Here is a 25,650-nt window from a genome sequence, read left to right on the forward strand (position 1 = left end):
TTTCTGGGCAGTACCGGTGCGTCTGGTCGGCAGCGCGTGTGGGGGAGACCTCGATCCAGAGAGATCCGCCTTCACCGCCGCAACCCTGTGGATGTGAGCGTCACCGCGGTCGTCCGAATCTTCGCATCAGTCCCGCAATGCGGTACAAGCCCCAGGCGCGCACAGGCTTTGGGGGAAGGAACCGTCGGCTGGTGAACCCGGGCCGAGGGTCCGACGGGCCGTTGTTGCCGTCAGCGACTGGTCACCACTGACTGGGCCAGTCTCCGAGCTCGATGATCGGGCGCGATGCGGCTGGACCCGGTTCCCATGAGCCTCTCCCGAAGGGTGCCGGAAGGATAATCGGGCCAGACATGTCCCTGCTCCTGGAGTACCGGGATCACGTGGTCGGCGAAATCCTTGTACGTGCCAGGGCTCGTGATGTGGAACAGGTTGAAACCATCGACACCAGTGCGATTCGCAATGCCGACGAGTTCGCGCGCGGTCGACGCCGGACCTCCCACAACCAATCCGCGTCTACCACCCAACGCGATGTTTCGGGCGGCTTCCCGAAGGGTCTTCGGTGGCTCCCCGTGGGCACCTGCCAATCCTGGCAGAATACTGCGCTGGGCGTCCGTGGCGACCTCGACGATCGGAGCGTCGAGATCGTGATGCGTCCAATCGTGCCCGGTCCATCCAGAAAGCATTGCAACGGCGGTGGTCTCACTCGCGTAGTTACGCACATACTGGTACTTCTCGCGTGCCTCCGCATCGGTGGAACCAGTGATCACCGCGAGCGGCATGACGAACTTCAGCGACCCCGGGTCACGGCCGGCGGAGGCGGCGTGGGCACGGGTATTGGCTACGAGCGTGCGCACTCGACCATCGGTGTCGCCATTGGTGAATACCACTTCCGCGTTCTCTGCCGCGAACCGGACCCCCCGAGGAGAAGCGCCGGCCTGAAAGAGCACCGGTGTCCGCTGGTCGGATGGCGGCGACGAAAGCGGGCCGGCTACATGAAAGTACTTCCCCTCGTGATTGATTCGATGAACTTTCGAAGGATCGACAAACATCTCGCTGTCGACGTCGCGGACGAGGGCGCCGTCTTCCCACGATCCCTCCCACAGCTTGTATGTCGCGTCCAGGAAGTCTTGGCCGCGGTCATAGCGTTCATCGTGGGGAATCTGTTTGTCGAGACCAAAGTTCTTGGCCGCGGAATCGAGTATCGAGGTCACGATGTTCCAGCCGATACGACCACCGGAGAGATGGTCGAGAGCGGTGAACCGGCGGGCAAGTGAGAACGGGCGTTCATAGGTCGTCGAGGCGGTGAGGCCGAAGCCGAGTCTGGATGTCTGCCCGATCAGTGCGGCGACGACCGGAAGGGGATCTATGTTCGGTGTCTGGGAGGCGTGTCGGAGGGCGTAGTCGGGTGTGCCGCCGACACTGTCCGGAACGCCGAGGCTGTCCGCGAAGAAGATGGCATCGAACTTCGCGTTCTCGACAGTCCGCGCCAGATCCGACCAGTACGCCAGATCGACGAAGCCAGTGTTCCCTCTGTCTTCCGGGTTTCGCCACTGGCCGGGAGACAGGTGACTTGCTGCGCCCGACAAGAACGCGTTGATGATGAGACGCCGGGGATGAGCTGTCGTGGCCTCTGTCACCGAGATCTCCTTCGAAGTCGTCTGCTCGCCATGCTAAGACGAGTGGCGGACTGTCGGCGGAGTTTCGACCACTGTGATTGAGACGCCAGGGACAACTCCGGCCGGAGTCGCTGCCGGCCGAACCCGGACGGCGCACCGGGTGCTTCCGCAGACGACGCGATCCGGGTCGCCGCCGGCGTGGAGCTCATGAGACGTACTGCACCGTCCGATTGCTCGACGCCGGTGAAAATGCTCAGCCTCTGCAGATCTCGTGTGCGGTTCCGTCGAGTGCCCGGTCGGCCCGGATCGACCCGGTTGCCGCAACGAGTGCGGCGTGCGGACCACAGCGCCCGATCACACCAGCGTGGCTTGCGTGAAACGCACTCCGAACTCTGCTCGGAGGGCCTTGGGCTGTCGCTGGTACGCGAGCTCGGAGCCGATTGCGCCATCATGCCGATTCGTGTTCCGACGTGCGTGCGGTCATGACAAGACCGTTGCGACCGTCCACGACGTCACCGGCGCGAACACGCGAATTGCCATATCCACCACGGTGTTCCGCTGCGGTACGTTCTCGCTGGTGTAGTGGAGCGCTTGCCACTGTTGAGCGGGTCCGCACGTCGAGAACGGGCCGGTATCCACGACGGCGGCGTGCAACGGTCTACCAGTTCCTGCCGTGTCGGAGAGCCGGAGTGCACTCAGCTCAGTCGTCGTCGGCGTTGAGGTCCGGCGGCGTCGACATGTGGTGCCAGTAGCCGGTCATCCGCACTCGTCGTCGCTCGACGGCCCGCTTGCGGCGCAGGTAGTTGGTGACCGATCTCATCGTCCGCGCTTCGGCGCCGCCCCACGCGTAGACGTTTCCCTCGGGCAGGTCGAGTTCGCGCACGGCGTCGAGGAGCAGATCCGTCGTGCCGGCGGGAGAGTCGCCGCGCACCAGCCAGGTGATGTGGATGCCCTCGCGCTCAGGGAGATCGAGGCGGTCGCGCTCGTCGCCGATTTCGACGAAGACGTGGGCCGAGGTGTCCTCGGGAAGGTGCTCGAGGATCACGCAGATCGCGGGCAGGCCGGTCTCGTCACCGACCAGCAGTACCCAGTCGGTGTCGGCCGGGGGCTCGTAGATCGTGCGAGGACCCCAGAGCGCCACCGGATCACCGGGCCGGGCGCCGGCCGCCCATCGGGCGGAGGGGCCGGGCTCGGCGTGGCTGTTCTCACCGATGCCGTGGAGGACGAAGAGCATGTCGATTTCGGCGGACTCCGGTCGCCAACGGCGTAGCGTGTAGTAGCCACCGACCGGCCGGTTCTCGTCGGTGAACCTGCCGAAGTCCTCGCGTGAGAACGAGGCGTCGACGGTCAGGTCGGTGCGGCCGGCCGGCGGTGTCATCACGTAAAGGAACTGATCGTGCCCGCCGGGTGTGTACGAGGCCAGATCGCCACCGCCAAAGGTGATCTGGGCGAAAGTCGGGGTGACTCGTTCGACCTTCGTCACTTCGGTGATGTAGGTGCGAATCGCGCCGAGTTGTTGCGCTTGTGCTTCGGGGACGCTCAATGTGGTGATGCCCAGCGTGGTGCGGGCGTCCGCGATGACCTCGATCATCAGTGCCTCGATGTCCAGCAGGGTGGTGGCCCGATGTGAGAATGACGCCGTTATCTCGTGATGGATGCCATCGTGCGTGGTGGCCCGCAGTGCCAGAGCGTCGACCTCGATGCCGGTGAGCTTGGCACCGTCGACGTCGGTACCGAGCCGGGCACGGCAGATGATCTCGACAGCATCGGCGTAGTTGGCGTTGTAATGTTCGACCAGTCTCGGATTGACCTCGGCCACCTGCTCGGCGATGGACGGTTCCTCGGTCGCGGCGGTGTGTTCGGTCACCATGGGCGGTCGTCCTCCCTATCGACGGTTCAGGGCGTGTACGAGGGCGCGAGACCTGGCCATCGGGTGGGCCGGAAAGCCAAGGCTTACCTTGCCCACCGTAGCGAACGACCGTTGCGGCGACAATCGTCCGTCGCCTGGATGAGGATCGGCCCTGTCGTCGACCGGAGACGGAGCGGTACCGGCGTGGAAGGCGGGTCGCCACCTGACCGAGCTTCGGCAGGCCCAGAGCGATTCGGTTCGCTGTAGGCGAGTGTTCTCAAGCCGATCTGCGCGAAGTCCTTCCCCGGCCGGCCGATCATGCCGGCCGATAGTCGGCGACGTCGCCTCCGGCCGTGCAGCCGGACGCTCAACGGCGTCGGTCGAATCCGCTGTGCCGGCACTCGCGGGAGGCTCGATCGCCCCGGGTCAGTAGGGCAGTTCTCCGACTCGATGCTGCATCGCGGCCACCAGGATGTCCAACGCCTCCACCACCCGGTCGCGATCCGCGCCCAAACTGGACAACAGGTCGGCCTCGATGGCCAGTTGCCGCGGGAAGAAAGTGTCGACGATCTCTTTGCCGGCGTCGGTGACAGTGACCACCCGGGCACGCCGGTCCGACCGGCTCGGAGCCCGCGTGATGTAACCGCGATTCTCCAGCTTCGTCAAGGTCTTCCCCGCCGCAGGCCGCGAGATCCGCATCGTATCGGCCAAGCGCCGAGCGATCATCGGCTCCGGGTCGTGGCGAAGCACGATGAGCATGTCGAGTTCCGGCGCGCTGAGTGGTGCACCGTCCAGCATCGGCTCGAGCGCGCGTTCGAACATTGCCGACACGGCCTTGATCAACGCCACGATCTCCATCGGCGAGGTATCGAGCTCTGGGGCGTGCGCCCTCCAGAGATCGCGAGTTGCGATCACCAGATCTCCTCCATATAGTTAACCAGTAGCCTTCTTATTAATATAATTCTATTCCGGGGATGCGGAAGGCCTCCCGAGGAACGCTCACACGAAGGGAAGAGTCTCATGGACCTCAATCAAGCCGTGGTGATGGTGACCGGAGCATCGTCGGGGATCGGCGCGGCAACCGCCGCTGCTGCTGCCGCCGGCGGGGCCCACGTGGTGCTGCTGGCACGCCGCGATGAACAACTGCGGCGGCTTGCCGAAGAGATAGACCGCGGCCCCGGCGACGCCCTGGCTGTGCGATGTGACGTGACCGACCCAGAGCAGATCAGCGCGGCGGTGCGTGCTGCACTTGATGCGTACGGCCGGATCGATGTGCTCGTCAACAATGCCGGGCAGGGCTTGCAGGCAGGGATCGAGGAGATCGACCCGGGCGACTTCGAAGCCGTGCTCAGACTCAACCTGGTCGCGCCGCTGCGCATGATGCAGGCCGTTGTGCCCACGATGCGCGCCCAACGGGCGGGCAGCATCGTCAACATCAGCTCCGGCATCACCCTCAAGGTGATTCCGGGTTCGGGTGCCTACGCCGGCTCGAAGGCCGGGCTCAACCAGCTGTCGGCCATCGCCCGCGCAGAACTCGCCACCGCTGGGATCACGGTGTCCACCGTCTATCCGTTCATCACGGCGACCGAGTTCCTGGACTCGATCCGGGCTGGCCATGAGGCCGCCGCAGCTCTCGAACGCGACCACGGCCCGCAACCCGACAGTCCCGAACGGGTCGCCGAGGCGATCCTCGACGTCATCCGCACCGGAGCCGAGCAGGTCAGCCTGGAACCGGCATGACGGCTCCTGGTTCTCGCCTCACGCCGGGCGTAGCTGACCGTGTGAGATGACCTGCACCCAACACCGCTTCCACTTGTCGCGTTGAATCATCCGCTGAATCGAGAGATATCCTGTTGTGCTGCAGCATGATCGAGTCCCCGCCGCCTGAACTTTCGATTCAAGGGGCACCGCACAACATGGTTGCGGACTGACCCATGCTCCGTGAGAAGTGGTCACGTCACCGGGCATTCGGGGCGGACCCGTAGCGATGACACGGGATGGTCTATCCGGACCGAAAACCTCTGTGGCACTGTCGATACCGAGATGGCTCAGGTGTGACGCCGCCGCCCGGGGTGCTGTCGGCGAGTCGGTGCCGGGGCAGGACTCATCGCGAGGTGTCGTGGCACGCTCAGTGGTCGGCCCCGTGCACATCGACCACGACCTTGCCTACGTGGGAACGGTCGACCAACCGTTCGTAGGCCAGGGGTGCGTCCTCGAACCCGATCAGGGCGTCCACCACAGGGCGTAGTCGATGTACCGCGATCGCCCGGTTCATCATCTCGAAATCATGGCGGCTCCCAACGGTGACCCGTCGCAGCGACAGCGAACGACCGTGCAGGACGCGAGGGTCGAACGTGGTTGCGTCTGAGTCGGCGAATCCGCCGCCGCCGACGTGTGCGATCTCGCCGCCGACGGCTGTGCTCCGGATTGATCGTTCGAGGGTCTGCGGTCCGACCGTTTCGATAACCCGATCGACGCCGTATCCATCGGTGGCCTCCAGGACCTCCTTGTCCCATGACGAGTTCGTACTGTAATCGATGACCGTGTCAGCGCCCAGGGCTTTCAACCTCGCTGCCTTTGTCCCGGATGATGTGGCGGCAATGATGCGAACCCCGAACAACTGTCCCAATTGGACGACGAACAACGAGACACCGCCGGTTCCAAGCGTCAGGATCGTCTGGCCGGGAAGAACTGGCCGGTGTCCGGTCAGCGCAGACCACGCGGTGACTGCAGAGCAGGGCAGAGTAGCCGCTTCGCACGCGCTCAGGTGCGCCGGCGGCCGGACGAGTTCGTGCTCCTCGCAGACCAGCCATTCGGCGAGAAGTCCGTCGCGGCCGGCACCGAACTGATCCCCGGCGTACTCGGGTTCCAGGGGTCCGCTGCGCCACCGCGGGAAATAGGTGCTGACGACCCGGTCGCCGACGTTCAGGTGTCGCACCAGTGGTCCGACCGCCACCACATCCCCGGCCCCGTCGGACAGCGGAATCGTGCCCGCATCCGCCTTCAGCGCGTAGGTGTTTCGCAGGATCATCGCGTCCCGGAAGTTCAGCGCGGCGGCCCGGACCCGTACCACCACCTGCCGGCCCACAGGTTCAGGTGGTTCGGTGGACACCTCGTCGAGCGACAGTCCGTCTGCGATGCTGCCGAGATGGTTGCCGGTCAACGACCAGGACCGCATCAGAGTTCTCCGGCAGGTTCGGTGATGCGGCGGAATCCGCCCTGGAAGAAGAGAATCGGGTCGACGTCGTCGGTCATGTGCAATCCACGGACCCGGCCCAGTGCGATCTCGTGATCACCGGCGTCGTGGACCTCGTCGAGTGCGCAGGAGATCCGCGCGAGGGCTCCCTCGATGGCGGGCAGACCCCAGTCATCGGGCTCCCACGCGACTTCGGTGAACTTGTCGCCTCCCTTGGCCGCCAACTTGCCGCAGACATCGCGCTGTGCGGCACCGAGAATGTTGACGCAGTAAGCGCCGCGGGTGCGGATGAGCGGCCACGTCGTCGACGTCTTCTGTGGGTAGAACGCGACGAGCGGCGGATCGAGTGACACCGAGGTGAACGACGTCGCGATCAATCCGACGGGCTCACCTGTGGGGCCCGTCGAGGTGACCGCGACGACGCCGCTCGCGAAGTGGCTGAGAACTCGGCGAAATGTGTGGGGGTCCTGCGGATTCAGGGCGGCGGGGGCGAGATCGCTGATGGTCATCGGGTACTCCTCTCGCTGTCTGTGGATGCGTTCCAGGTGCTGTCGATCTCGACGATGTCGGCGGCGCTCAACGCCTGGGACAGACCGCTCAGCTCGAACAGTGATGCGCCACCGGCGATCGCCTCGCGAATCCTGTTCTCACGTTCGGCGCGACGCTGCGCGCCGTCGAGAGTCGCGGCGGCCGCGGCGAGCGGTATTCGCAGGACACCGTCGCCGTCGGCGACGATGATGTCGCCGGGCTCGATGTAGACGCCGCCGCATACGATGGGTAGGTTGACTTCCCCGGGACCCCGCTTGAGCGGTCGTCCCGCGTAGGTTCCGCGGCACCACACCGGGAATCTGCTCTGGACGAGTGCGTCGGAGTCGCGGATCGGGCCATCGGCGATGACGCCTTCGGTGCCGAGTTCGGAAGCGGCAAGAGACACGAGTTCGGCGAACAGCGGGGTGTTCGGGTCGCCGGGACTGGTGATCACGAGCACTCGTCCGGGTCCGGTCAGGCGCAGTGCGCGATGGCCGGCCAGACCGTCGCCAGGGAAGGTGTTCACCGTGATGGCCTGTCCCACCACGGTGATTCCTCGATTGAGTGCTCGGATCGACGGGTCGAGCAGTGCTGCCCTGCCCGGCATGGTGTCCATGGCCTCGTGCAGGTCGGCGACAGATGACTTGCCGATCGCATCGAGCAGGGTAGGGTCGCACGCCGGTATACGCGTGTAGATGCGGTGTGACATCAGCGGTCTCCGTCCAGGTGTGCCCGTGGGTGCTCGAGGACCTCGACATTGACGACATGTGCGGGGCGCCGTCCCTCGACGACATCGATCGCGGCTTGCGCGGCGGCCCGGGCCATCCGCTGCCGCGCGAGTTCGGTGCCTCCGCCGACGTGCGGTGACAACACGACGCGGTCGCTGCCGAAGAGGGGATCACCGGATCGGGGTGGCTCGTGTTCGAGGACATCGAGACCCGCGCCGCGCAGCTCACCCGCATCCAGCGAGGCCAGCAGGGCATGCTCGTCGACCACTCCGCCGCGGGCGGTGTTGATCAACACGCAATCGCGGCCGAGCATCTTGAGTTCGTCGGCTCCGATGAGATGCCGGGTGTCGGGTGTCAGCGGTACGTGCAGGGACAGGATGTCGCAACGGGGCAGCAGATCGATCAGGTCGACCGCTTTGATGACCCCGGCGGCCGACATCTCCTCGGCGGACACGAACGGATCGAGCGCGAGTACGGTGGCGCCGAAACCGGCGATGCATATCTGGGCAACGCGCCGCGCGATGTGGCCGAAACCGACCAGACCGACGGTGGCTTCCGACAGATCCCCGAGGATCACCTCGCCGGGGCGTCGGAACTCGGCGTTGCGCACCCGCGCATCCGTTCTCGGAATCTGATGCAGCACAGCGAGCATGAGTGCGACGGCGTGCTCGGCGACACTACCGGCATTGGCGTCGCCGCTGTTGGCCACGACGACGCCGAGTTCGGTGGCGGCTGCGACATCGACCGAATCGAGGCCGGCCCCGTGCTTGGCGATCACCCGCAGATCCGTACTGCGCCGCAGTGCGTCCGCGGTGATCGGCGCCGATCGCATGATCACCGCGTCCGCGGAGGCGACGGCGTCGTCGAGGGTGTGCTGATCGAGGTAGCTGTCATAGTCGTTGCGCACCTCGAACACGGTGGCCAACAGATCGATGCCGACCTGGTGGATGGGTTCGGTGACGACCGCGACTGGCTTGGTCATGAGTGGGCTCCTTCCCTGGGATTGTCAAGTGGCCGCTGATCGAGCGGCCGGTAGAAGTTGGTGGGATTGGTGTGCAGGATCTTCGTGACGGCCGACATGTCGCCCGCCCAGTCGGCGACGAGGTCCAACAGGGCACCGTCGTCGGGAAGCTCCTCGTCGGGCCGCATGGGGTGCGGCCAATCCGAACCCCAGACCACCCGGTCCGGGCAATGACGCACGAGGGCGCGAGCGTACGGTGCCGACGCGGCATACGGCGGACCGTCTGGGTCGATCTGATAGGGGTGGGAGAGTTTGACGTATCGATCCGGCCCCGTGAGCAGCTCGAGCAGCGCCGTGAAGCCTCGTGACGACGTGGACTCACCCGCCCGCGGGCTCCCCATCGACTCGATCATCACCGGGACCGGCAGGTGCGTGAGTACCTCTGCCAACACCGCGATTTCGTCGATGCCCTCGACCCGCAGATCGAGGTGCCAGCCGAGGTGGGCCAAGCGGGCGGCGGTATCGACGAGTTCCGCGGGGTCACGGCCGTGACTCCATACGACCCGCAGCCCGATCACTCCTCGGCGTGACATCGATTCGAGCGTGCCGGGCGTTTCGCCGTGGACGTCGATGTCGACGACACCGACGAGACGGGCGGGTGCGTGGTCGAGGGCGTGGAGCAGACACGAGTTGTCGCGACCGTAGACCGACGGCTGCACGAGGACCCCGTACTCGATGCCGAGTGCGTCGAGGACCGCGAGGTAGCGATCGACATCCTGGGTCGGCGCGTCGTAACGGCGATCGGGACTCTGGGGGAAGGACTCCGGCGGGCCGAAAACGTGTGCGTGGGTGTCCCACGATCGGTCGGGAACCGCGAACGACGTCGGGGCCACCGTGGCGCGGGCCGGGCGAATGACCGGGCGGTTGACGTTCATGCTGTCACCGCCGCGACGGCGGCACCACGCAACTCGGCCAGGCGCCTGTGGTAGTCGGCCACGTTGTGCAGCTTGACCTGCTCATAGCCGCGCACCATGTCCGGGAGCTGCGCGATGGTGATCGCGTGCGCATGATTGGCCGGTGTGAGGGTCGCGGCCAGTTCACGGAGCACGGCTTCGAACTCGGCCACCAACTCTCGTTCGACGCGGCGCACGTGGGCGCGGCCGAACGGATCGAGAGCCGTTCCGCGCAGGCGCCGGCTGGCTGCCAGAGCTCTCAGCACCGGCCGCGACCACGGGCCGAGGCTGATCTTGTGCTTCATCCCGAGTTCTCGCAGCATCGGCGGATGCAGTCGATAGGAGACTTTCGCTCCTGGGCCGACGATGCCGGTCGCGGCGTCGGTTCCGGCGGGCCCGAGCAGCAGCCGCGCGACCTCGTACTCGTCCTTGTAGGCCATCAGCTTGTGCAACGACCAGGCTGCCGCCTCGGCCAGGCCGGTCTCGCCGGGTGTTGCCTGTTCCTCGGCGGATCTGACCAGTTCGACGAGGTCGGCGTAGCGCTGGGCGTAGGCCGCGTTCTGGAAGCTGATCAGTTCGCCGACCCGGATGTCGACCAGTCGTTCCAGTTCGCTGCCCGAGGTGGTGTGCACTCGAGCCGCGATCGCTCGGCCGCGCGGCGAGAGAACATTGTCGGGGGAGCCGGCGGTGCCGACGGCCGCCGCGAACGCGTCCGGATCGGCCACGAACTGTCGGCCACGACGAAACGCCTGCAGGTTGGCATCGACCTTGACCCCGTTGAGGCGCAACGCCTCTTCGATGCTCGACGCGGGAATCGGGATGGCGCCCTTCTGGTATGCGATACCCGCGAGGAGAACGTTGGCGTACTGCTCGTCGCCCAGCAATGTCTCGGACGCGGATCGGGCGTCGAGGAACAGACCACCGGGTGACGTTGCGGCACGGATCTTCTCGATGGTCGCGGTGTCGTCGGGAAACGTGATCGCTGTGTCGACGACCATACTGCCGGTGGGAACCTTCGACGAGGAGACGACGGCTGTCGTGTGCTCTGGCGAGGCCACCGAGAGATAGGCGTCACCCGCGCCGACGAGCAGATCACATGCGAGGTACAGGTCGCACTCGCCAGCGGCGAGCTTGTGCGCGGCCGGTTCGTCGTGTGAGGACAGTCGCAGATCGGAGACCACCGCCCCGCCCTTCTGCGCCAGACCCGTCTGGTCCAGGGCGCGCACCGACAGACCCGCGAGAGTTGCTGCCTGACCGAGGGTTTGGGCCAGAGTGACCACCCCGGTCCCGCCTACGCCGGTGATACGGATCGCATGGGCATGCCGCGGCGACGAGGGAAGTGGGTCTTTGAACGCGTCGGCGTCGAGCGTTTCGGTGCGGAGAGACGGTGCGGCGGGCTGTGTCCCGGCCTTCGGTACGGTGACCGTCATGAACGCCGGGCAGTCGCCGTCGAGGCAGGTGTAGTCGCGGTTACACGACGATTGGTCGATCGCGGTCTTACGGCCGAACTCGGTCGGAACAGGCTGCACCGAGAGACAGTTCGACTTGCGGCCGCAGTCGCCGCAGCCCTCGCATACGCGCTCGTTGATGACCACTGTTTTCTCCGGCTGTGGCGCCAGCCGGCGGCGACGCTTGCGGCGCAACTCGGTGGCACATTCCTGATCATGAATCAGCACGGTCACACCCGCGGTGGCGGCGAGTGCGCGTTGGGCATCGTCGAGCCGATCGCGGTCCATCACGTCGACGCCGCGTGGGAGCCGAATGCGCCGATACCGTTTGGTGTCGTCGGTGGTGACGATGATCCGGGCGACCCCTTCGGCCAGCAGCGCGCGGCAGATCTGCGGCACCGTCATGAGTCCAACCGCCTGCTGGCCGCCGGTCATTGCCACCGCGGAGTTGTAGAGCAGCTTGTAGGTGATGTTCACCTCGCCCGCGATCGCTGCCCTGATCGCGAGGCTGCCCGAATGGTGGAAGGTGCCGTCGCCGAGATTCTGGAAGAGGTGATCATGATCGACGAAGGGCTGCATACCGATCCACTGTGCGCCCTCGCCGCCCATCTGGGTCAGACCGGTGACATCACCGACGATCGACGGATCCATCATCGCCACCATGGCGTGACAGCCGATTCCGGCACCCACCAGAGACCCGGTGGGTACCCGCGTCGACGAGTTGTGCGGACACCCCGAGCAGAAGTACGGGGTGCGGGCGAGCAACGGCAACGACCGCAGCGGTCCCGGCACCGGCCGTGTCGCGGAGCCCGCCGAGCGCACGCCGGGGAAATCGTCGCGGGCGCCCAGCCGTCGGGTGAGCCCGGCGATGACTTTGTCGACGTCGAGTTCACCGTCGACCGGGAACAGTGCGGTGCCGGCCGGGTCGCGTTTGCCACTGATGTGTGGCCTGTGCGTACTCGCGTACAGCGCGTCTTTCATCGCGGTTTCGATGAACGCCCGCTTCTCCTCGACGACGATGACTTCGTCGAGCCCGTCGGCGAACTCGCGAATCTGCGCCGGATCGAGCGGGAACACCATCCGTAACTGCAACAGGCGCAGCGATGAACCCTCGGGGCTGTCGGCGGTGAGCCCGAGTCGATCGAGCGCGGCCCGCACGTCGAGGTACGTCTTGCCGGCGGCAACGATACCGACGCGTTGTCCGGGCCGGCGCCGATGGATTCGGTTGAGGGCGTGATGGATGCCGTAGGTCCTCGCGGCCTCGAGGCGGGTCGTCTCACGGCTGCGTTCGAGCGTGCCGATGACGGGCTGCGCCAGTTTTGCCGAGATGACGTGGTCGACGACGGCCTCCGGTGGGGGGTCGGGCAGCGTTGTGTGGGTGCCGAGCCGCACTGAACCGAAGCCGTCCGCGACATTCGTGGCGATCTTCATACCGACCCACAGGCCACTCGTGCGCGACATGGCCACCGCGTGCAGCCCGAGGTCGAGTGCCTCCTGGGGGTCGGCCGGGTACAGCACGGGCATGCCGAGTTCGGCGAGAAGGGCTTCCGACGCGCCGGGCACGGTGGAGGACTTTGCCGACGGATCGTCGCCGACGAGGGCGACCGCGCCTCCGGTCGGAGCCGTGCCCATCAGATTCGCGTGTCGCAGAGCGTCACTCGCACGATCGAGCCCCGGGCTCTTGCCGTACCAGAAGCCGACGACGCCGTCTACGGTCTTGTCCTCGGCCTGCGATGCGAGCTGCGATCCCTGAACCGCGGTGGCCGCGAGCTCTTCGTTGACCGCGGGCCGGAACACCAGTCCCGTCTCGTCGATGAGGTCTTGATGGCGTTGCAGTTCCAGGTCGTAACCGGCGAGCGGTGAGCCCTCGTATCCCGAGATGAACACGCGCGTGGCCCTGCCCGCGCGGTGCTCCGCGCGCAGGGCATCGAACGGGAGTCGCACCAGGGCTTGTAGACCGGTGAGCTGGACTGTGCCGTGCTCGGCCCGGTACCGCTCGTCGAGTGCGGAAGGTGTTGGTGTACTTGATGACACGGCCGGGGCTGCGGCGGTATCGGCGGTCATTGTCAGGGCTCCTCGGTGAGTGTTGCGGCGACGGTTCGGTAGGCGAGATCCTCGCGACTGGCGGACGGGCGCAGCCATTGATTCTCGGCAGACGGGAATCCGGTCGGCTCGATGGGAATGCTGAAGTTGCGCAAGAAGTCTCGACGGAGTATCCGCCACTCGCCGTGGCGCCGCTCGAAGACATCGTGATACCGGTTGGAGTTCAACCAGTTCAGTTCGGGATCGTCACCGGGCTCGGCCCAGTAGAACGAGAACTGATAGGTCTCCGCGACTGCTCGGTTGGCGTCGACCTCGATGAGCATGTTGCACAGGTGGTGTTGTGATCCGGTGAACTCGCCGAAGCCTTCCCATTCCTGGTCGAAGAACTGCTCGGCGGTTCCGGTATGCAGGCGTCCACCTCGTCCGACATGTACGTCGATGGCGCCGGGCCAAAAACAGGACAGGGTCATCTCTTTGTCGAGCCGATCGACTCCTCGGCAGTAGCGACACATGAGTTCGTAGATCTCCTGCTTGTCGAGCAGGGCCTGCAGGGCGCGTGCGCGATTGTCGCCGGTGGTCTCCGATCCGGAGTGCCGCATCATGCCGATGCGCCGGCGATCGATCGTGCGGCCGAGCCGAGCGCAGGGACGGACCGGCGGAACGACGCGCCGACGTGGGTCTCCGCGAGGCGTGCTCCGCCCCCCTCGGTGAGATTACCGCGCAATGTGTCCGCCGAGTACCGGGTGGGGATGCGTTTGCGGCGCTGGAGTTCTGGCACAACAAGGTCGACGAAGTCCGGCAGAGTTCGTAGCGGGAGATTGTCGTAGACGTTGAACCCGTCGATGTCGGCGTCGTCCAGCAGTTGTTCCAACCGATCGGCGACAGTGGTCGGCGAACCGACGATCATGATGCCCCCGAGCGATTCGGCGAGCCGCGCACCCACCTCTCGCGGAGTCCACTCGCGATCGGTGTCACCAACGGTGAATCTCTCCAGCAGCGAGCGGATTCCGTCGGTGTCGATGTATTGCAGAGGGGCGTCGATGTCGATGGACCCGAAGTCCACCTGCATCAACGACGCGTGCCGGACGAGGGTGCCCTCGGCGCTCACATAGTTCAGTTGCTGCTGGAACTTGGCTTGTGCTTCCTCGTCGGTGGGCGCGACGACGACCGAGACCCCGGCGATGAACTTCAGGTCGTGTGGTGACCGGCCGCGCGCCAAGGCCAGCTTCTTGGTCTCGGTCGTCGACTTCCGCAGTGACTTCACGTCGGTGCCGACGAGGAAGACGGCCTCCGCATGCTTCACGGCGAACTCCTGGCCCGCCGACGACGCGCCTGCCTGGAAAAGAGCGGGCGTACGCTGCGGAGACGGCTCGCACATGAACGCGTCCGGCACCGAGAAGTAGGGTCCCATGTGCTCGATGGGATGCACCTTGGTCGGGTCTGTGTAGATGCCGCGGGCGGCGTCGCGGATGACGGCGTCGTCTTCCCAGCTGCCCTCCCACAGCTTGTAGACAACATCCATGAACTCGTCGGCGATCACATAGCGCTCGTCGTGCGGGACCTGACGATCGAGACCCAGATTGCGTGCCGCAGACGCAGTGGCGGATGTGACGACGTTCCAACCCACCCGGCCACCTGTGAGGTGATCGAGGGTCGTCATCCGGCGAGCGAAGCTGTAGGGCTTCTCATAGGTCGTCGACGCGGTGAGAGCGAAGCCGAGGTGCGTGGTGGCTGCGGCCATCGCCGACACCGCCATCGCCGGATCGTTCAACGGGACTGCGACGGCCTCTCGCAGGCTCGCGTCCGCCGATCCCTCGTAGACATCGTTGAGACCGGGGAAGTCGGCGATGAACAAGCTGTCGAAAACGCCGCGTTCCAGCGTTCGCGCAGTGCTGATCCAGTAGTCGAGATCGCGGTAGCGGTGTTCCTGGTTATACGGATTGCGCCACGTACCGATGGCTGTGTGTCCGACACCGGAGATCTTGAAAGCATGCAGGTGGATGCGCTTCATATCGACGCCTTTCGGGAAGTCGTGGGGTGGCTCATGACGGGACTCTAGGTGTGACCTAGATCGCGTACTGTCAAAGATGTGACAGTTCGGCAGATGGTCGGATGAGGCCCATGCAGCCACACCGCGGCGCACCGGGGTCGAGTCCGCGCGTCACGCACAGCCGGAGGTTGGATTTCTTCGAATACCTCACGCCCGAGGCGAAGCGGGACTTCGACGCGGCCGCCACGGTGCGGCGGTTCGACGCGGACGAGAGCATCTATCTGCAGGACGACCGCCACCATCTGATGTACCGCCTGGTGGCCGGCCGGATCTGGTTGTCGTACACGACCGTGGACGGCCGAGAGCACCTGGCCGGTCTCCTCGGTCCGGGGGAGTGCTTCGGGATCAGCCCGCTCATCGACGGCGAGGGAGTACCCCAGAACGCCACCGCACGTACGCCGGTGACCGTGCAGGTTCTGGACGAGCCGACCTTGGCCAGGCTGCGCGCCGCTCATCGCTCGATGGACGAAGCGATCATGCGATCACTGTTGCGCGACATTCGTATCCTCAGCAGTGAACTCTCGTCGGCGTCGCTGGCGGGTCTGCGGTCGCGACTGGCCGGGCGGCTACTCGCGCTCGCCGGCCGAGGTCCCCACGGCGGTCCGGTGGTGAGACTGACCCAGGCGGAGCTGGCCGGCGTGCTGGGAGTCTCGCGCCAGACCCTCAATCGGCAGTTGCGGCAGCTCGAGGCCGACGGCGTCGTCGCGCTCAGCTACGGCGAAGTACACCTTCTCGAGGTCTCGGTGCTACGCGACCTCGCATCGGACCTCGACTGATAAGAATGTCACTTAGGCGACAGTCTGAGATCTGAATCACACCCTAGTCTGCGATGTACTCATCCATCGGCAAGGGAGCACCATGGTATCCATCAGTCCTCGTCGCCGCCTGCTCGGAGGTGCCGTCGGCACATTCGTCGAGTGGTACGACTTCCTCATCTACGGCCTGTCCGCGCCGGTGTTGGCCGTGCACTTCTTTCCAGAAGCCAGCGCAGCCGCGGGGATCGTCAGCACGTTCGCCATCTATGCGGTCGCGTTCTTGGTGCGTCCGATCGGGGGTATCTACTTCGGGCGGATCGGCGATCGGTTGGGGCGGATCAAGACCCTTGGGTTGATCGTCTTGTTGATGGGTGGCGCGACCACCCTGCTCGGACTGTTGCCTACGTTCGCGACCGTAGGCATTCTGGCGCCACTGCTTCTGCTGTTGTGCCGTGTGGTGCAAGGATTCTCGGCCGGAGGGGAAACCAGTGGTGCCACCGCGTACATCGTCGAATCGGCGCCGTCCGATCGTCGCGCCTTCTGGGTCAGCATCTGCGTTGCCGGGTCGTGGGCGCCCATCGTCGTCGCGTCGGGGGTGATCTTCGGACTTCGTGCCGGTCTCGGAGACGAGGCCTACATGTCGTGGGGCTGGCGGATCCCCTTCTTGCTGGGCGGCCTGCTCGCAATTGTCGGGCTGTGGTTGCGCCGTCGACTCGACGATCCGGAGGAGTTCGTCGAAGCATCACGCGCACCTCGCGATCCGCATCTTCTGCGTACCGCGCTCACCCAACACTGGCGGGCGATCGTCACCGTGATGCTGCTCGTGGCAGTTCAGGGAGTCGGGGCCTACTTACTCCTCAGCTACATGTACAGCTACCTCGTCACGGTCGCGGGAATGACTCCGACCGCAGCTCTGCTCGCCAACTCGCTGGGTGTCGCGTCGATGGCGGTGTTGATATTGCCGGCGGGTCGACTGTCGGACCGGGTGGGACGCAGGACGGTCATGTTCGTGGGTGCAGCGTGGCTGGCCGTGATCTCGTGGCCGGCGATGACCCTTGCCAGCGGCGGTGGCCTCGGTTCGGCGGTCGGCGGACAGCTTCTGATCGCGGTCGGCGTGGCACTGTTCTCGGCAGGTGGTTTCGTGACCATGGCGGAGCTGTTCTCCACGACGATGCGGTTCACCGGTCACGCCATCGGCTACAACGTCGGCTACGCGATCTTCGGTGGAACCACCCCGCTCATCGCCTCGGCTCTCGTCGCGATCACCGGGTCGGCGGTGGCGCCGGCCTTCTACGTTATCGTGATCGCGGCGCTCGGAGTGGCGGTGGTCGGTCGAATCCCGGAAACGAAGGGTGTGCGACTCCGCGACGCAGGCGAGATCTCTCATCCGGCCGCCGACGATCTGACTGTGCCAACGGTTGCGACCCGCTCAGGAACAACAAACGTGTGAACTGACATCGATGGATGGCGGTCGACACGCACCATGACATGAGCGCCGTCTTTCAGGTCAGCCGACGAAATTGCGCAGTGCCTCGACCATGATTTCGGGCTGGTCTTCCGGGATCAGTGTCCAGGAGTCGTCGACGATCTCTTTCGTGGCGTTCGGGTACAGAGCGACGAGTCTATCGGCGTGTTCCAGCGGCATCATCTGGTCGTCGCGGGCCCACAGCACGAGCACGGGTCGGGCGAAGCTGCTCATGTGATCGGACAGTTCGAGAAGGCGGCGGCGGGGCGGGTCTCCCTTGGCGAACTTCACCAGGTCGCGTCGGATCGCCCGGTTGTGGACTGCCGGAGCAAACCAGTCGTCGAACAGTGCATCGGGTAAGCCGCGTTTGGTGAGTGCGCCGTAGGCCTTGTTGCTGTGGCGGAAAAACTGTGTGCCAAGGATCTTGGAGAGCACCCAGCCTCCGCCGGGCAGGTGGCACAGCCATTTGGCGGGCCGTGCGGGCTTGGGCGGGTAGTTGTCGAACGCGGTGCATGAGGCCAGAACGAGTCGGCCCAGACGGTTGTCGCGACCGTCGGAAATCATGAACTGTCCGCCGCCCCAATCGTTGAGCACCAGCGTGACGTCAGACAGATCGAGTGCCTCCAGGAAGTCGGCGAGGATACCCGCGACGCCCTGCTCGGACAGGTCGGCATCGGGATGCATCGGCGCCCGGTGAGCGCCCAGCGGCAGAGTTGGTGTGATGCAGCGGTACTCGGGCAGGTGGGGGATGACTTTGCGCCATTGGCGGCCGTCCATGAGCAGACCGTGGCCGAACACCATGACGGGACCGTCGCCGCCAGTGTCCTGATAGGTGATCGGGCCGGAGGGTACTTCCACCGTGGGCATCGAACCTCCTAGATAGATCGTTCTGTTTATAGGTACGGTATGCTGACAGAATTCAGAGCGCAAGAGGGGAGCTGCGATGGCTGGCTCGGGTACCCGTGACAGGATTCTGGCGGCGACGGCCGAGTTGTACCGGCGCCAGGGCATGTCGGCGACCGGGCTCAAACAGATCTCCGCGATGTCCGGGGCGCCGTTCGGGTCGATCTACCACCACTTCCCTGGCGGAAAGGAGGCGATCAGCGCCGAGGTCATCCGGTCCGAGGGTGTTCGCTATGGGAATCTCGTTGTCGCCCAGCTGGTACTGACCGATCCTGCGACCGGCATTCCCGAATTGTTCCAGAATGCGGGCCGGGCGATGCAGGCGCAGGACTACAGCGAGGCGTGCTCCATCGAGACGATCGCCCTCGAGGTCGCCAGCACCAACGAGTCGTTGCGGCAGGAGTCGGCCACGGTCTTCGAGCACTGGCTGACTGTGCTTGCCCAGTGGTTCGGCCAGCTCCACATCAGCGACGAGCAGTGCCGTCGGCTGGCATTGACCACATTGACCGCATTGGAGGGTGCGTTCGTGCTGTGCCGCACGCTACGCTCGGTCGACCCGATCATCGCCGCCGGCCACGGTGTACAGGCCGCGGTGGTCGCTGAACTGGGTAGTGAGCGAAGATCGTCTGCATGACAAGCGATCTCGGCGATCAGTCTTCTGCTTGTCCTGAGTGCTCATCTCGGCGCGATCAGACCGTTGGCTGCCGCCGATCCGGACGGAGCCGGAAGACTCGGAACTCCCGTCCTGAAATAGACTGTGCTACAGCAAAATTTGGCCACTGCGCACAGATGGTGCTCCAGTCGCGAATGCGCGCAGTGCCGATGGAGTGCTGGACTGCCACGACGAAGTCCGCGCGCTGGAAGCGGACCACGGCGGTGTCGGCGGCGGCCAGATTGGCTGCCCACGCAGGCGGATGCGGCCGACCCCAGTTGGAGTCGGTGACCAGGAGGTCTTCACCATCGGTGATGCATTGCAGTGTCACCGTACGCGGCTGGCCGGTCTTTCTGCCGACAACTGTGATCTGAAGGCTCGCCAGGCCGGCGGCGTCGAGCACGCCGATTCGCCCACTGCTGCATCGGCGCAGCGTCGCCTCGGCGATGCCCGTCACTGCGGACGCGCGCAGCACCACGTGGCGATACAGCAGCGGATGACTGATCAATCGGCGTATCCAGCTCGACAGTGTGCCTGCGAGCGTCATCCCACGAGGCGGCATAGACGTTCCTCCGTGCGTTTGGAACGCATCAGAGATCGACGATCACGATGCAGTAGCCGACGTCGAGTGACTCCTGCTCCACAAGTCGAGCGTGCCGGGCATGCCATCGTTGGGTCTGCAGGTCTGATCGGAGTTGCTCAAGGCCCGGCGCGAGTTCGGCTGGGTCGGTGGTGGCCAGCATGGAGATTCCTGCTCGCACACGAGGGTCGAGGTAGGCGTGCGGGCGCCGCCAATAGGCTGCGCCGAAGCCATCGGTGCAGTCATGCGGTATCGGAACCGGCTGCACGCGCAGCGATGCTCCGGGCAGCATGGCGGCGAGCGCATCCAGAGGGACGGCGACGCGCGCATCCGTCACGGCGGCCGCAGGCAGGTATTCCCGCAGCAGCCAGAAGCGGGCCATCATCTCCGGACGCCAGGTGAACAACACGATCCGTGAGCGCGCCACCCGCTTCATCTCCGCCATACCACGTGCGAGGTCATGCCAATGGTGCACTGTGAGAACGGCCAACGCGACGTCGACAGCGTTATCCCGCAACGGCAGCGCTTCGGCCAGCGCTTGCACCGCTGGTGCGGCGACGGTGGATCGTTGTGACAACATCACTTTGCTCGGCTCCACGGCCAGGACCGTGGTGGGTGGCTCATACGATCCGGTGCCCGCGCCCACATTCACTACGCTCGCCGTATCGCCGATCGCTTCCTGGATTGCAGCGGCGATTCTCGGGTCAGCCATCCGCGTCTGGGCGTACGTCGCGCCGATTGTGTCGTACTTGGCCACGGTATCAACGCTTTCCACTCGAGATGTAGGTATTCGTCGACGGCTCGCTCACCGCACAGAGTGTTCCTCGGTCCTACTACAGTAAAGCTCGCGCGAGGGGCGCATGTCGATGCCCGGACGAGACTGCTGGGTGGCGCTCGGAGATAATTCGCCGAGCACGGTACGGTGCTGCCGACGATCGATGAGGTGCGTCGAGACGCTGCAGTGAGCGTCGGGGCTCTGTATTGCGCTGTCCCGGATACGCAGTGACCAAGGAATCGGGTCACGCCCAGCGACTCTGGCGATGGCCTACAAGCTGATCGAGGCCGCCCAATCGAGATGGCGATCGGTCAACGCACCCCACCTCGTGGTGCTCGTGCGCGCCGGAGTCACCTACGAGTGAACCGTCCTGGGTCTGGTGGAGACCGTTGATCTCACCAGGAGAATACGGTTACAGCAGTACCGCGGAAGTTCGACCAGGAGACTCGTGAGCGAGCTGTGAGAATGTATCACGAGCGGCTCGGTGAGACGGACGGGAGAGTCCGAGCTGGCTGTGCGTGAGAATGTCGGGCAGTTGCTCGATGCCAATCAGGCGACGTTGTGCAACTGGATCGAGAAGGACGCCCCGCCGACGTCTTCTGTGGCCGGGTCGCGGGTTGGTGATCATACTGCGGAGCTGCGTGAGTTGCGATGCGAGGTTGCCGAACTACATAGGGCCAGTGAGATATTGAAGACAGCTTCTAGCCGCTTGTGCCGCGGCGGAGATCAACCGCCGACTTCGTTGATCGTCGAGTACTTCAACGCTCACGAGGACCTGTTCGGGGTCGATCAGATCCGCCGGGTGCTCACCGAGTACGGAATGCAGATCGCCCCGTCCGCCTACTACGCGAACAAGAAGCGCGGCCCGGTCTCGGCGGCGATGTCGACCGAGGGCTACGCTGCTCACGCCGTCTACCAGCAGTCCGAGGCGAGTCGCAGCGTCTACCGAGTTCGCAAGATGTATCACACGATGCGGCGCGTCGGGCAGATGCTGGGCCGCGACCAGGTGAGCCGACTGATGAGGATCTGCGGGATCTCCAGAGCGGTCCGCGGTTTCACCGCACCGTCACCACCCGCCACGATGACAAGACGGCCCCGGGTTCCCAGATCATGTTGATCGGCAATGGAATACGCCGATAATCCTGACCAGTGGTGGATGGCCGACTTCACCGACGTGTGGACGTTGGCCGGGTTCGTCTACGTGTCGTTCATCGTCGACGTGTTCTCACGATTCATCCTCGGGTGGCGGGCATGACGAGCATGCACACCCCGTTGGTGACCGATGTCGTCGAGCAAGCACTGTTCATCCGCCGCGGAACCGTGCACATCGCGTCCTACACTCGTACGCTCCGGCAAACACCGGGGCCGCCAACAAATGTCGGACAGGCCGGGCAGGCGCCTCCCGCGCGGCAACCCACGAGATCTTTGTGAGTGAGGCCGGGCCCGCAACCCTTGGACGAACGCCGGGCGTCACCCCATTCCGTCTAGGTCACCGCAGAAGACGCGAGCATCGAAGTGACAAGTTCGTGCTCCCCAGACCGTGACCGGAAAACCAGCCAAGGCGAATTCCGCGGCCTACCACCCACAGGCAACAGGATCACCTGCGACGAGATCGTCATCAGCGGCTTCGCAGACAGCAAGGAAGTCGAAGTCTGGGGGGTGAAGTCTGGGGCGTGGTCGACAAGCACAACCAGATGCGACAGCTCGGCGCCCTTCCCATGCAGCGGCCACCGAGCGGGGAAACACCCGCGGGCTCTCGCCGATACGGTTGATCATGGAATCGCGCTGTTGATCTTGGTTCCGACCGCGCGAGCCGCGAGCAGGCTCGACTACCGGCCAGTTGCTGTTTCAGGTGCAGTCGGCTCCGATCCCGGCGACCGTGAGCTGGAAGGCGCGGTCGGCCTGCGTCGCTGGGTCGGTGTAGTTCTCGGTGGCCAGGGCGATTCCGACGACCGCTATGAGTAGATCCTCGATGGTGATGTCCGCCCGGACAGCCTGATCATCAATGGCCCTACCTAGCAGCACTGCGCCGGCCGCACCAATGGCTGCCGCACAGGAGTCCTGGGTGGTCCCGTCCTGCAGTGGCTGGTAGGAGAGGACGTCCGCCAGACCGCGTGCGGCAACTGAGTAGGAGAGCAGCTCGTGCAGCCATTCCACCAGCGCGGAGCGACTGTCTCGCTCGGTGCAGAGTGTATGAGCGCGATCGCACAGGGCGTCGACGCGCTGCTTGAAAACGGCATCGAGCAGAGCCTTTCGGGTGGGAAAGTGTCGCCGCACGGTGGCAGATCCGACGCCCGCGGCGCGAGCGATCTGCTCCAGTGATGCCTGGGCTCCTTGACTCGCCACCTCGGCCTCGGCCACGGCGAGGATGTGCGTGTAGTTGCGGCGGGCGTCCGAGCGCTGGCCAGTCATGATCTCTCCAATCTTGATAAGTGGCGGGCCCCGCCGTATTGTAGCGAGTAATAAACGGCGGGGTCCGCCGCTTATCGTCCGCGTAACCGCTGAGGAGACGAACACATGATCACTGTCACCACTGCCGGCGCAACACCGGTTCTCGTCGCCGGTGCTACTGGCCGCCAAGGCGGTGCGACCGCACGGGCTCTGCTCGCGCAGGGAATACCGGTGCGTGCTCTGGTACGCGACCCGAGCACGCCGCGTGCACGGGCCATCGAAGGACTCGGCGCCAGCCTGGTCGTGGGCGATCTCACCGCACCTGCGACCCTCGAGGCGGCCGTGAGCGGCGTGCGAGCCGTCTTCTCCGTGCAGATGCCCGCCCTCACCGAGCAGGGGTTTGACTTCGCAGGCGAGGTCGACCAGGCGGTCAACCTCATGACGACTGCGCATGCCGCCGGTGTTGAGCAGTTTGTCCAGTCCTCCACCAGCGGCGTGGGACAACACATCGAGGCTCCGGGCTGGGCCGAAGGGCGGTGGGCGGTGATGGAAGCCCCGCTCGGCACGAAGGCTGCGATCCAGGACCGGCTGCGCGAGTTCGGCTTTCCCTACTGGACGTTGCTCAAGCCGTCGTTCTTCATGGAGAACTTCGAGCCGTCAATGCGCTTCTACTTCCCCCGCGGAGTCGAAGGGGGTCTGGTCACCGTTGTCAAACCAAGCACACACCTGGCACTTGTAGCAGCCAGAGATGTGGGCCAAGCCGCTGCGGCCGCCCTGTCCGCCCCCGCCGAGTTCCACCGAGTGGAACTGGAACTCGCGAGCGATTACCTGACCATGACAGAAATTGCCAAGATCCTCTCCCGTGCTCTTGGCGTCCCACTGACAGCTCCGGACATGAACGAGGAACAGGCGCGTGGCGCTGGCATGGGAGACATGGGCGCCACCCACGAATTCATGGAGATTGTCGGCCAACCGGCCCGACCGCAGTTCGCTCGTGCGCTTGGCATCGACCTGACCAGCTTCGAAGAATGGGCACACGAACACCTGCGGACTCCCGCCTGAGCAGTTGAAAACGCGGAACCTCGACGGGCTCCCCTGCGGTTTCTCGGCGCACGGTGTCAGTGGTCCACCATCGTGGCATGTACAGTCGCCGGTCGATCGACGCGTGACCTTTGTCGCTGGTGTAGGCCATATAGACCGCGACCTGGCAGTTCTCGATCCGGCCGGCGGTACCGAAGTGATGGCGTTGCACCCAACGGCGCAAGTCCACCACCGAACCCAGCCATCGACGCAGGTCACAGACTCAAGGCCGACTGACCGTCCACCCGGTGACAAAAGTCAGGCATGCCCCGGCAGCCACCTTGAACAGGGCAAACACGCCGTACAACCTCATAACCCGCTGTCTACGGCTGCAGTAGTGGGGCAGATTCCGACAGCCCGTTGGCCGCCGGTCATCGCCACCGATCCGAGTCTCACGACTGATTCGGGTGAGTGCGAGAGCGCAAGTCGTGAGGTGGATGGTGTGGAGTGAGCAGCCGCATCGACCGGACGTGGTGCGCCGACCGCTACCTCACATTCGTCGTCGGTCGCGAAGTTCCATCCCGTTGGCGCTTTCGGCGACCAAGATCCACAGGCGAATCAGCGTGCCACATCGACAGGCTTGGCAGTATCGACGACGGCATTCCAGAGATCTTGGGCGTCGGGATTCGGGAGTGCACCGTGTCGGGTGGCGACCGCGACCGTCCACACCAGAGAGGCTTCGTCGACCTGGACCAGTCTGATGGGCACGCGAGTTGCTTGGGCCAAGGACAATGGGACGATAGCCAGCCCGATGCCGTGCGCTACGAGCTCGAGCAGCGATCCGATTTCGTTGCATGTGACACGCACCTGACGCTCGATTCCCGAGGCTGCAAACGCCTCGTCGACTGCTTGTCGTGCCGCGAGTTCGGTAGTGAAGTCAACGAAGACTTCGTTCTCCAGCATTCCGAGTGTCACCGCGGATCTGTCGGCAAGACGATGACCCAGTGGACACGCCAAAACCATGGGGTACGTCGCGAGTGGAGACAGATGCAGACCGTCTGGTGGTTGTCTCTGGGGCATAGTGACAAAAGCGAGATCGACTTCCGATGTGTGGACCAAACGAAACAGATCCCGCGGAAAACCGATGGAAATAGCAACGTCGACATCTGGGTGCTGGGCGACGAACTTGCTGACCAACGCCGCCAGATCGAGGCCTGCAAAAGACGGAATCGATCCGATCGCCAGCGTTCGCTTGGCCGTCCGCCTTCCCCGTCGAACCTGCTCGCTGGTCGCGTCGAGCACAGCAAGAACGCGGCGCGCGCTTGCGTAGAGTTCGCGGCCGGCTTCGTTCAGCTCTACGCGACGTGCGCGACGCACCAAGAGCTGAGCGCCTAGTTCGCGCTCGAGTTCTTTGATCGAGGACGAGACGCCGGGCTGCGAAATCATCAGTCGCGCGGCGGCCCTTGTGAACGATCCTTCATCTGCTACCGCGACGAAATGCTGCAGCTGTCGCAACTCCATCATAACTCCAAGTAATTGGTTGACTAACTATTCCGTATTGGACTCTCTGTGGTTATGCGATGCATGCTGTGACAGTACCTGGAAGTGATCCGCGCCACTCGATTGGCCTTGCCTGTGAAGGCCGTGCCTGCCGAGGAGAACTCGCAGGTTTCCTGCCGCGCCCCACAACACCGCACATCGAGGAGTGCCCTTCATGTCGCAAAACGCTCTATCTCA

General features: G+C 64.9%; 22 protein-coding genes and 3 pseudogenes. 8 read left to right on the top strand and 17 right to left on the bottom strand.

All coding sequences use genetic code 11. The annotated features are described in order from the left end of the window. Positions 1-230: 230 nt before the first annotated feature. From QSJ19_RS21680 to QSJ19_RS21690, 3 genes are all read right to left on the bottom strand, one after another. Positions 231-1,637, bottom strand: coding sequence for an NtaA/DmoA family FMN-dependent monooxygenase (locus QSJ19_RS21680; protein WP_353507169.1), 1,407 nt, complete (start codon positions 1,635-1,637; stop codon positions 231-233). A 679-nt stretch (positions 1,638-2,316) separates the two neighbouring features. Next, positions 2,317-3,486, bottom strand: a complete 1,170-nt coding sequence (locus tag QSJ19_RS21685) for a siderophore-interacting protein (protein ID WP_286323070.1) — start codon at positions 3,484-3,486, stop codon at positions 2,317-2,319. Positions 3,487-3,891: 405 nt separating this feature from the next. Continuing rightward, entirely contained in the window at positions 3,892-4,380 is a 489-nt protein-coding gene (locus QSJ19_RS21690) for a MarR family winged helix-turn-helix transcriptional regulator (RefSeq protein ID WP_286323071.1), read from the bottom strand. Positions 4,381-4,485: 105 nt separating this feature from the next. Here QSJ19_RS21690 and QSJ19_RS21695 point away from each other — a divergent pair, with 105 nt between their 5' ends. Continuing rightward, positions 4,486-5,205: an SDR family oxidoreductase gene (locus QSJ19_RS21695; protein ID WP_286323072.1), complete on the top strand. Its 720-nt coding sequence runs from the start codon at positions 4,486-4,488 to the stop codon at positions 5,203-5,205. Positions 5,206-5,593: 388 nt separating this feature from the next. Here the strand turns inward: QSJ19_RS21695 and QSJ19_RS21700 are convergent, their stop codons facing one another. The 8 genes from QSJ19_RS21700 to QSJ19_RS21735 are packed head-to-tail and all read right to left on the bottom strand — an operon-like array spanning position 5,594 to position 15,333. Then, entirely contained in the window at positions 5,594-6,643 is a 1,050-nt protein-coding gene (locus QSJ19_RS21700) for a zinc-dependent alcohol dehydrogenase family protein (protein ID WP_286323074.1), read from the bottom strand. Next, positions 6,643-7,170 carry a flavin reductase family protein gene (locus tag QSJ19_RS21705; RefSeq protein WP_286323075.1) on the bottom strand — a complete coding sequence of 176 codons (528 nt, stop codon included), beginning with the start codon at positions 7,168-7,170 and terminating at the stop codon, positions 6,643-6,645. Before QSJ19_RS21705 ends, QSJ19_RS21700 begins: the two co-directional genes overlap by 1 nt. Then, entirely contained in the window at positions 7,167-7,898 is a 732-nt protein-coding gene (locus QSJ19_RS21710) for an RraA family protein (RefSeq protein ID WP_286323076.1), read from the bottom strand. The genes QSJ19_RS21705 and QSJ19_RS21710 overlap by 4 nt, the downstream gene beginning before the upstream one ends. Next, a complete protein-coding gene (locus QSJ19_RS21715) occupies positions 7,898-8,899 on the bottom strand; it encodes a hydroxyacid dehydrogenase (RefSeq protein ID WP_286323077.1) in 1,002 nt (333 codons plus the stop codon). The genes QSJ19_RS21710 and QSJ19_RS21715 overlap by 1 nt, the downstream gene beginning before the upstream one ends. Continuing rightward, positions 8,896-9,813, bottom strand: coding sequence for an amidohydrolase family protein (locus QSJ19_RS21720; RefSeq protein ID WP_286323078.1), 918 nt, complete (start codon positions 9,811-9,813; stop codon positions 8,896-8,898). Before QSJ19_RS21720 ends, QSJ19_RS21715 begins: the two co-directional genes overlap by 4 nt. Next, on the bottom strand, positions 9,810-13,343 hold the full coding sequence (locus tag QSJ19_RS21725; RefSeq protein WP_286323079.1) for an indolepyruvate ferredoxin oxidoreductase family protein: 3,534 nt from the start codon (positions 13,341-13,343) through the stop codon (positions 9,810-9,812). The genes QSJ19_RS21720 and QSJ19_RS21725 overlap by 4 nt, the downstream gene beginning before the upstream one ends. A 2-nt stretch (positions 13,344-13,345) precedes the next feature. Beyond that, positions 13,346-13,921: a nuclear transport factor 2 family protein gene (locus tag QSJ19_RS21730; RefSeq protein WP_286323080.1), complete on the bottom strand. Its 576-nt coding sequence runs from the start codon at positions 13,919-13,921 to the stop codon at positions 13,346-13,348. Beyond that, the gene (locus QSJ19_RS21735; RefSeq protein ID WP_286323081.1) at positions 13,921-15,333 is read right to left on the bottom strand and encodes an LLM class flavin-dependent oxidoreductase; all 1,413 of its coding nucleotides are present in this window, start codon (positions 15,331-15,333) and stop codon (positions 13,921-13,923) included. The genes QSJ19_RS21730 and QSJ19_RS21735 overlap by 1 nt, the downstream gene beginning before the upstream one ends. A 110-nt stretch (positions 15,334-15,443) precedes the next feature. On the opposite strand from QSJ19_RS21735, the gene QSJ19_RS21740 reads away from it, so the two are divergent. Both QSJ19_RS21740 and QSJ19_RS21745 read left to right on the top strand, forming a co-directional pair. After that, complete coding sequence (locus tag QSJ19_RS21740) at positions 15,444-16,148, top strand: Crp/Fnr family transcriptional regulator (protein ID WP_286323082.1); 705 nt, start codon at positions 15,444-15,446, stop codon at positions 16,146-16,148. Positions 16,149-16,230: 82 nt separating this feature from the next. Beyond that, a complete protein-coding gene (locus QSJ19_RS21745; protein ID WP_286323083.1) occupies positions 16,231-17,577 on the top strand; it encodes an MFS transporter in 1,347 nt (448 codons plus the stop codon). A gap of 57 nt (positions 17,578-17,634) precedes the next feature. Here QSJ19_RS21745 and QSJ19_RS21750 read toward each other — a convergent pair whose 3' ends face one another. After that, complete coding sequence (locus QSJ19_RS21750; protein ID WP_286323084.1) at positions 17,635-18,459, bottom strand: alpha/beta fold hydrolase; 825 nt, start codon at positions 18,457-18,459, stop codon at positions 17,635-17,637. A gap of 76 nt (positions 18,460-18,535) precedes the next feature. On the opposite strand from QSJ19_RS21750, the gene QSJ19_RS21755 reads away from it, so the two are divergent. Next, positions 18,536-19,129: a TetR/AcrR family transcriptional regulator gene (locus QSJ19_RS21755; protein ID WP_286323085.1), complete on the top strand. Its 594-nt coding sequence runs from the start codon at positions 18,536-18,538 to the stop codon at positions 19,127-19,129. A 55-nt stretch (positions 19,130-19,184) separates the two neighbouring features. Here the strand turns inward: QSJ19_RS21755 and QSJ19_RS21760 are convergent, their stop codons facing one another. Together QSJ19_RS21760 and QSJ19_RS21765 are read right to left on the bottom strand one after the other, a co-directional pair. Next, on the bottom strand, positions 19,185-19,694 hold the full coding sequence (locus tag QSJ19_RS21760) for a nitroreductase family deazaflavin-dependent oxidoreductase (RefSeq protein ID WP_286323086.1): 510 nt from the start codon (positions 19,692-19,694) through the stop codon (positions 19,185-19,187). 43 nt (positions 19,695-19,737) lie between these two features. Beyond that, positions 19,738-20,484, bottom strand: coding sequence for a class I SAM-dependent methyltransferase (locus QSJ19_RS21765; RefSeq protein ID WP_286323087.1), 747 nt, complete (start codon positions 20,482-20,484; stop codon positions 19,738-19,740). A gap of 253 nt (positions 20,485-20,737) precedes the next feature. Between QSJ19_RS21765 and QSJ19_RS21770 the strand changes: the two are divergent. The 3 genes and pseudogenes from QSJ19_RS21770 to QSJ19_RS27055 all read left to right on the top strand — a co-directional run. Next, positions 20,738-20,866: pseudogene (locus QSJ19_RS21770) on the top strand (IS256 family transposase); the annotation flags it as partial. 378 nt (positions 20,867-21,244) lie between these two features. Beyond that, a complete protein-coding gene (locus QSJ19_RS21775; RefSeq protein ID WP_286323088.1) occupies positions 21,245-21,619 on the top strand; it encodes an IS3 family transposase in 375 nt (124 codons plus the stop codon). Between the two features lie 15 nt (positions 21,620-21,634). Next, positions 21,635-21,828: pseudogene (locus QSJ19_RS27055) on the top strand (DDE-type integrase/transposase/recombinase); the annotation flags it as partial. Positions 21,829-22,350: 522 nt separating this feature from the next. Here the strand turns inward: QSJ19_RS27055 and QSJ19_RS21785 are convergent. Beyond that, positions 22,351-22,914 (bottom strand): TetR/AcrR family transcriptional regulator, encoded by a 564-nt coding sequence (locus QSJ19_RS21785; protein ID WP_286323090.1) that lies wholly within the window; start codon positions 22,912-22,914, stop codon positions 22,351-22,353. A gap of 105 nt (positions 22,915-23,019) precedes the next feature. Here QSJ19_RS21785 and QSJ19_RS21790 point away from each other — a divergent pair, with 105 nt between their 5' ends. Then, positions 23,020-23,955 carry an NmrA family NAD(P)-binding protein gene (locus tag QSJ19_RS21790; protein WP_286323091.1) on the top strand — a complete coding sequence of 312 codons (936 nt, stop codon included), beginning with the start codon at positions 23,020-23,022 and terminating at the stop codon, positions 23,953-23,955. On the opposite strand, the pseudogene QSJ19_RS26865 reads toward QSJ19_RS21790, so the two are convergent. Beyond that, a pseudogene (locus QSJ19_RS26865) lies at positions 23,846-24,145 on the bottom strand (transposase); the annotation flags it as partial. The gene QSJ19_RS21790 and the pseudogene QSJ19_RS26865 sit on opposite strands and share 110 nt — an antisense overlap. Positions 24,146-24,531: 386 nt before the next feature. Next, the gene (locus QSJ19_RS21800) at positions 24,532-25,434 is read right to left on the bottom strand and encodes a LysR family transcriptional regulator (RefSeq protein WP_286323092.1); all 903 of its coding nucleotides are present in this window, start codon (positions 25,432-25,434) and stop codon (positions 24,532-24,534) included. Between the last annotated feature and the right edge of the window lie 216 nt (positions 25,435-25,650).

This window comes from Gordonia sp. ABSL11-1 (assembly GCF_030315685.1).
Lineage (GTDB): Bacteria > Actinomycetota > Actinomycetes > Mycobacteriales > Mycobacteriaceae > Gordonia.

Bases quoted from the DNA above. Each gene is read 5' to 3' on its own strand.
- QSJ19_RS21760 (WP_286323086.1), bottom strand. From the start codon at position 19,694: ATGACGCTCGCAGGCACACTGTCGAGCTGGATACGCCGATTGATCAGT.
- QSJ19_RS21750 (WP_286323084.1), bottom strand. From the start codon at position 18,459: ATGCCCACGGTGGAAGTACCCTCCGGCCCGATCACCTATCAGGACACT.
- QSJ19_RS21700 (WP_286323074.1), bottom strand. From the start codon at position 6,643: ATGCGGTCCTGGTCGTTGACCGGCAACCATCTCGGCAGCATCGCAGAC.
- QSJ19_RS21755 (WP_286323085.1), top strand. From the start codon at position 18,536: ATGGCTGGCTCGGGTACCCGTGACAGGATTCTGGCGGCGACGGCCGAG.
- QSJ19_RS21740 (WP_286323082.1), top strand. From the start codon at position 15,444: ATGCAGCCACACCGCGGCGCACCGGGGTCGAGTCCGCGCGTCACGCAC.
- QSJ19_RS21725 (WP_286323079.1), bottom strand. From the start codon at position 13,343: ATGACCGCCGATACCGCCGCAGCCCCGGCCGTGTCATCAAGTACACCA.
- QSJ19_RS21720 (WP_286323078.1), bottom strand. From the start codon at position 9,813: ATGAACGTCAACCGCCCGGTCATTCGCCCGGCCCGCGCCACGGTGGCC.
- QSJ19_RS21730 (WP_286323080.1), bottom strand. From the start codon at position 13,921: ATGCGGCACTCCGGATCGGAGACCACCGGCGACAATCGCGCACGCGCC.
- QSJ19_RS21745 (WP_286323083.1), top strand. From the start codon at position 16,231: ATGGTATCCATCAGTCCTCGTCGCCGCCTGCTCGGAGGTGCCGTCGGC.
- QSJ19_RS21685 (WP_286323070.1), bottom strand. From the start codon at position 3,486: ATGGTGACCGAACACACCGCCGCGACCGAGGAACCGTCCATCGCCGAG.
- QSJ19_RS21705 (WP_286323075.1), bottom strand. From the start codon at position 7,170: ATGACCATCAGCGATCTCGCCCCCGCCGCCCTGAATCCGCAGGACCCC.
- QSJ19_RS21715 (WP_286323077.1), bottom strand. From the start codon at position 8,899: ATGACCAAGCCAGTCGCGGTCGTCACCGAACCCATCCACCAGGTCGGC.
- QSJ19_RS21800 (WP_286323092.1), bottom strand. From the start codon at position 25,434: ATGGAGTTGCGACAGCTGCAGCATTTCGTCGCGGTAGCAGATGAAGGA.
- QSJ19_RS21695 (WP_286323072.1), top strand. From the start codon at position 4,486: ATGGACCTCAATCAAGCCGTGGTGATGGTGACCGGAGCATCGTCGGGG.
- QSJ19_RS21710 (WP_286323076.1), bottom strand. From the start codon at position 7,898: ATGTCACACCGCATCTACACGCGTATACCGGCGTGCGACCCTACCCTG.
- QSJ19_RS21735 (WP_286323081.1), bottom strand. From the start codon at position 15,333: ATGAAGCGCATCCACCTGCATGCTTTCAAGATCTCCGGTGTCGGACAC.
- QSJ19_RS21790 (WP_286323091.1), top strand. From the start codon at position 23,020: ATGATCACTGTCACCACTGCCGGCGCAACACCGGTTCTCGTCGCCGGT.
- QSJ19_RS21785 (WP_286323090.1), bottom strand. From the start codon at position 22,914: ATGACTGGCCAGCGCTCGGACGCCCGCCGCAACTACACGCACATCCTC.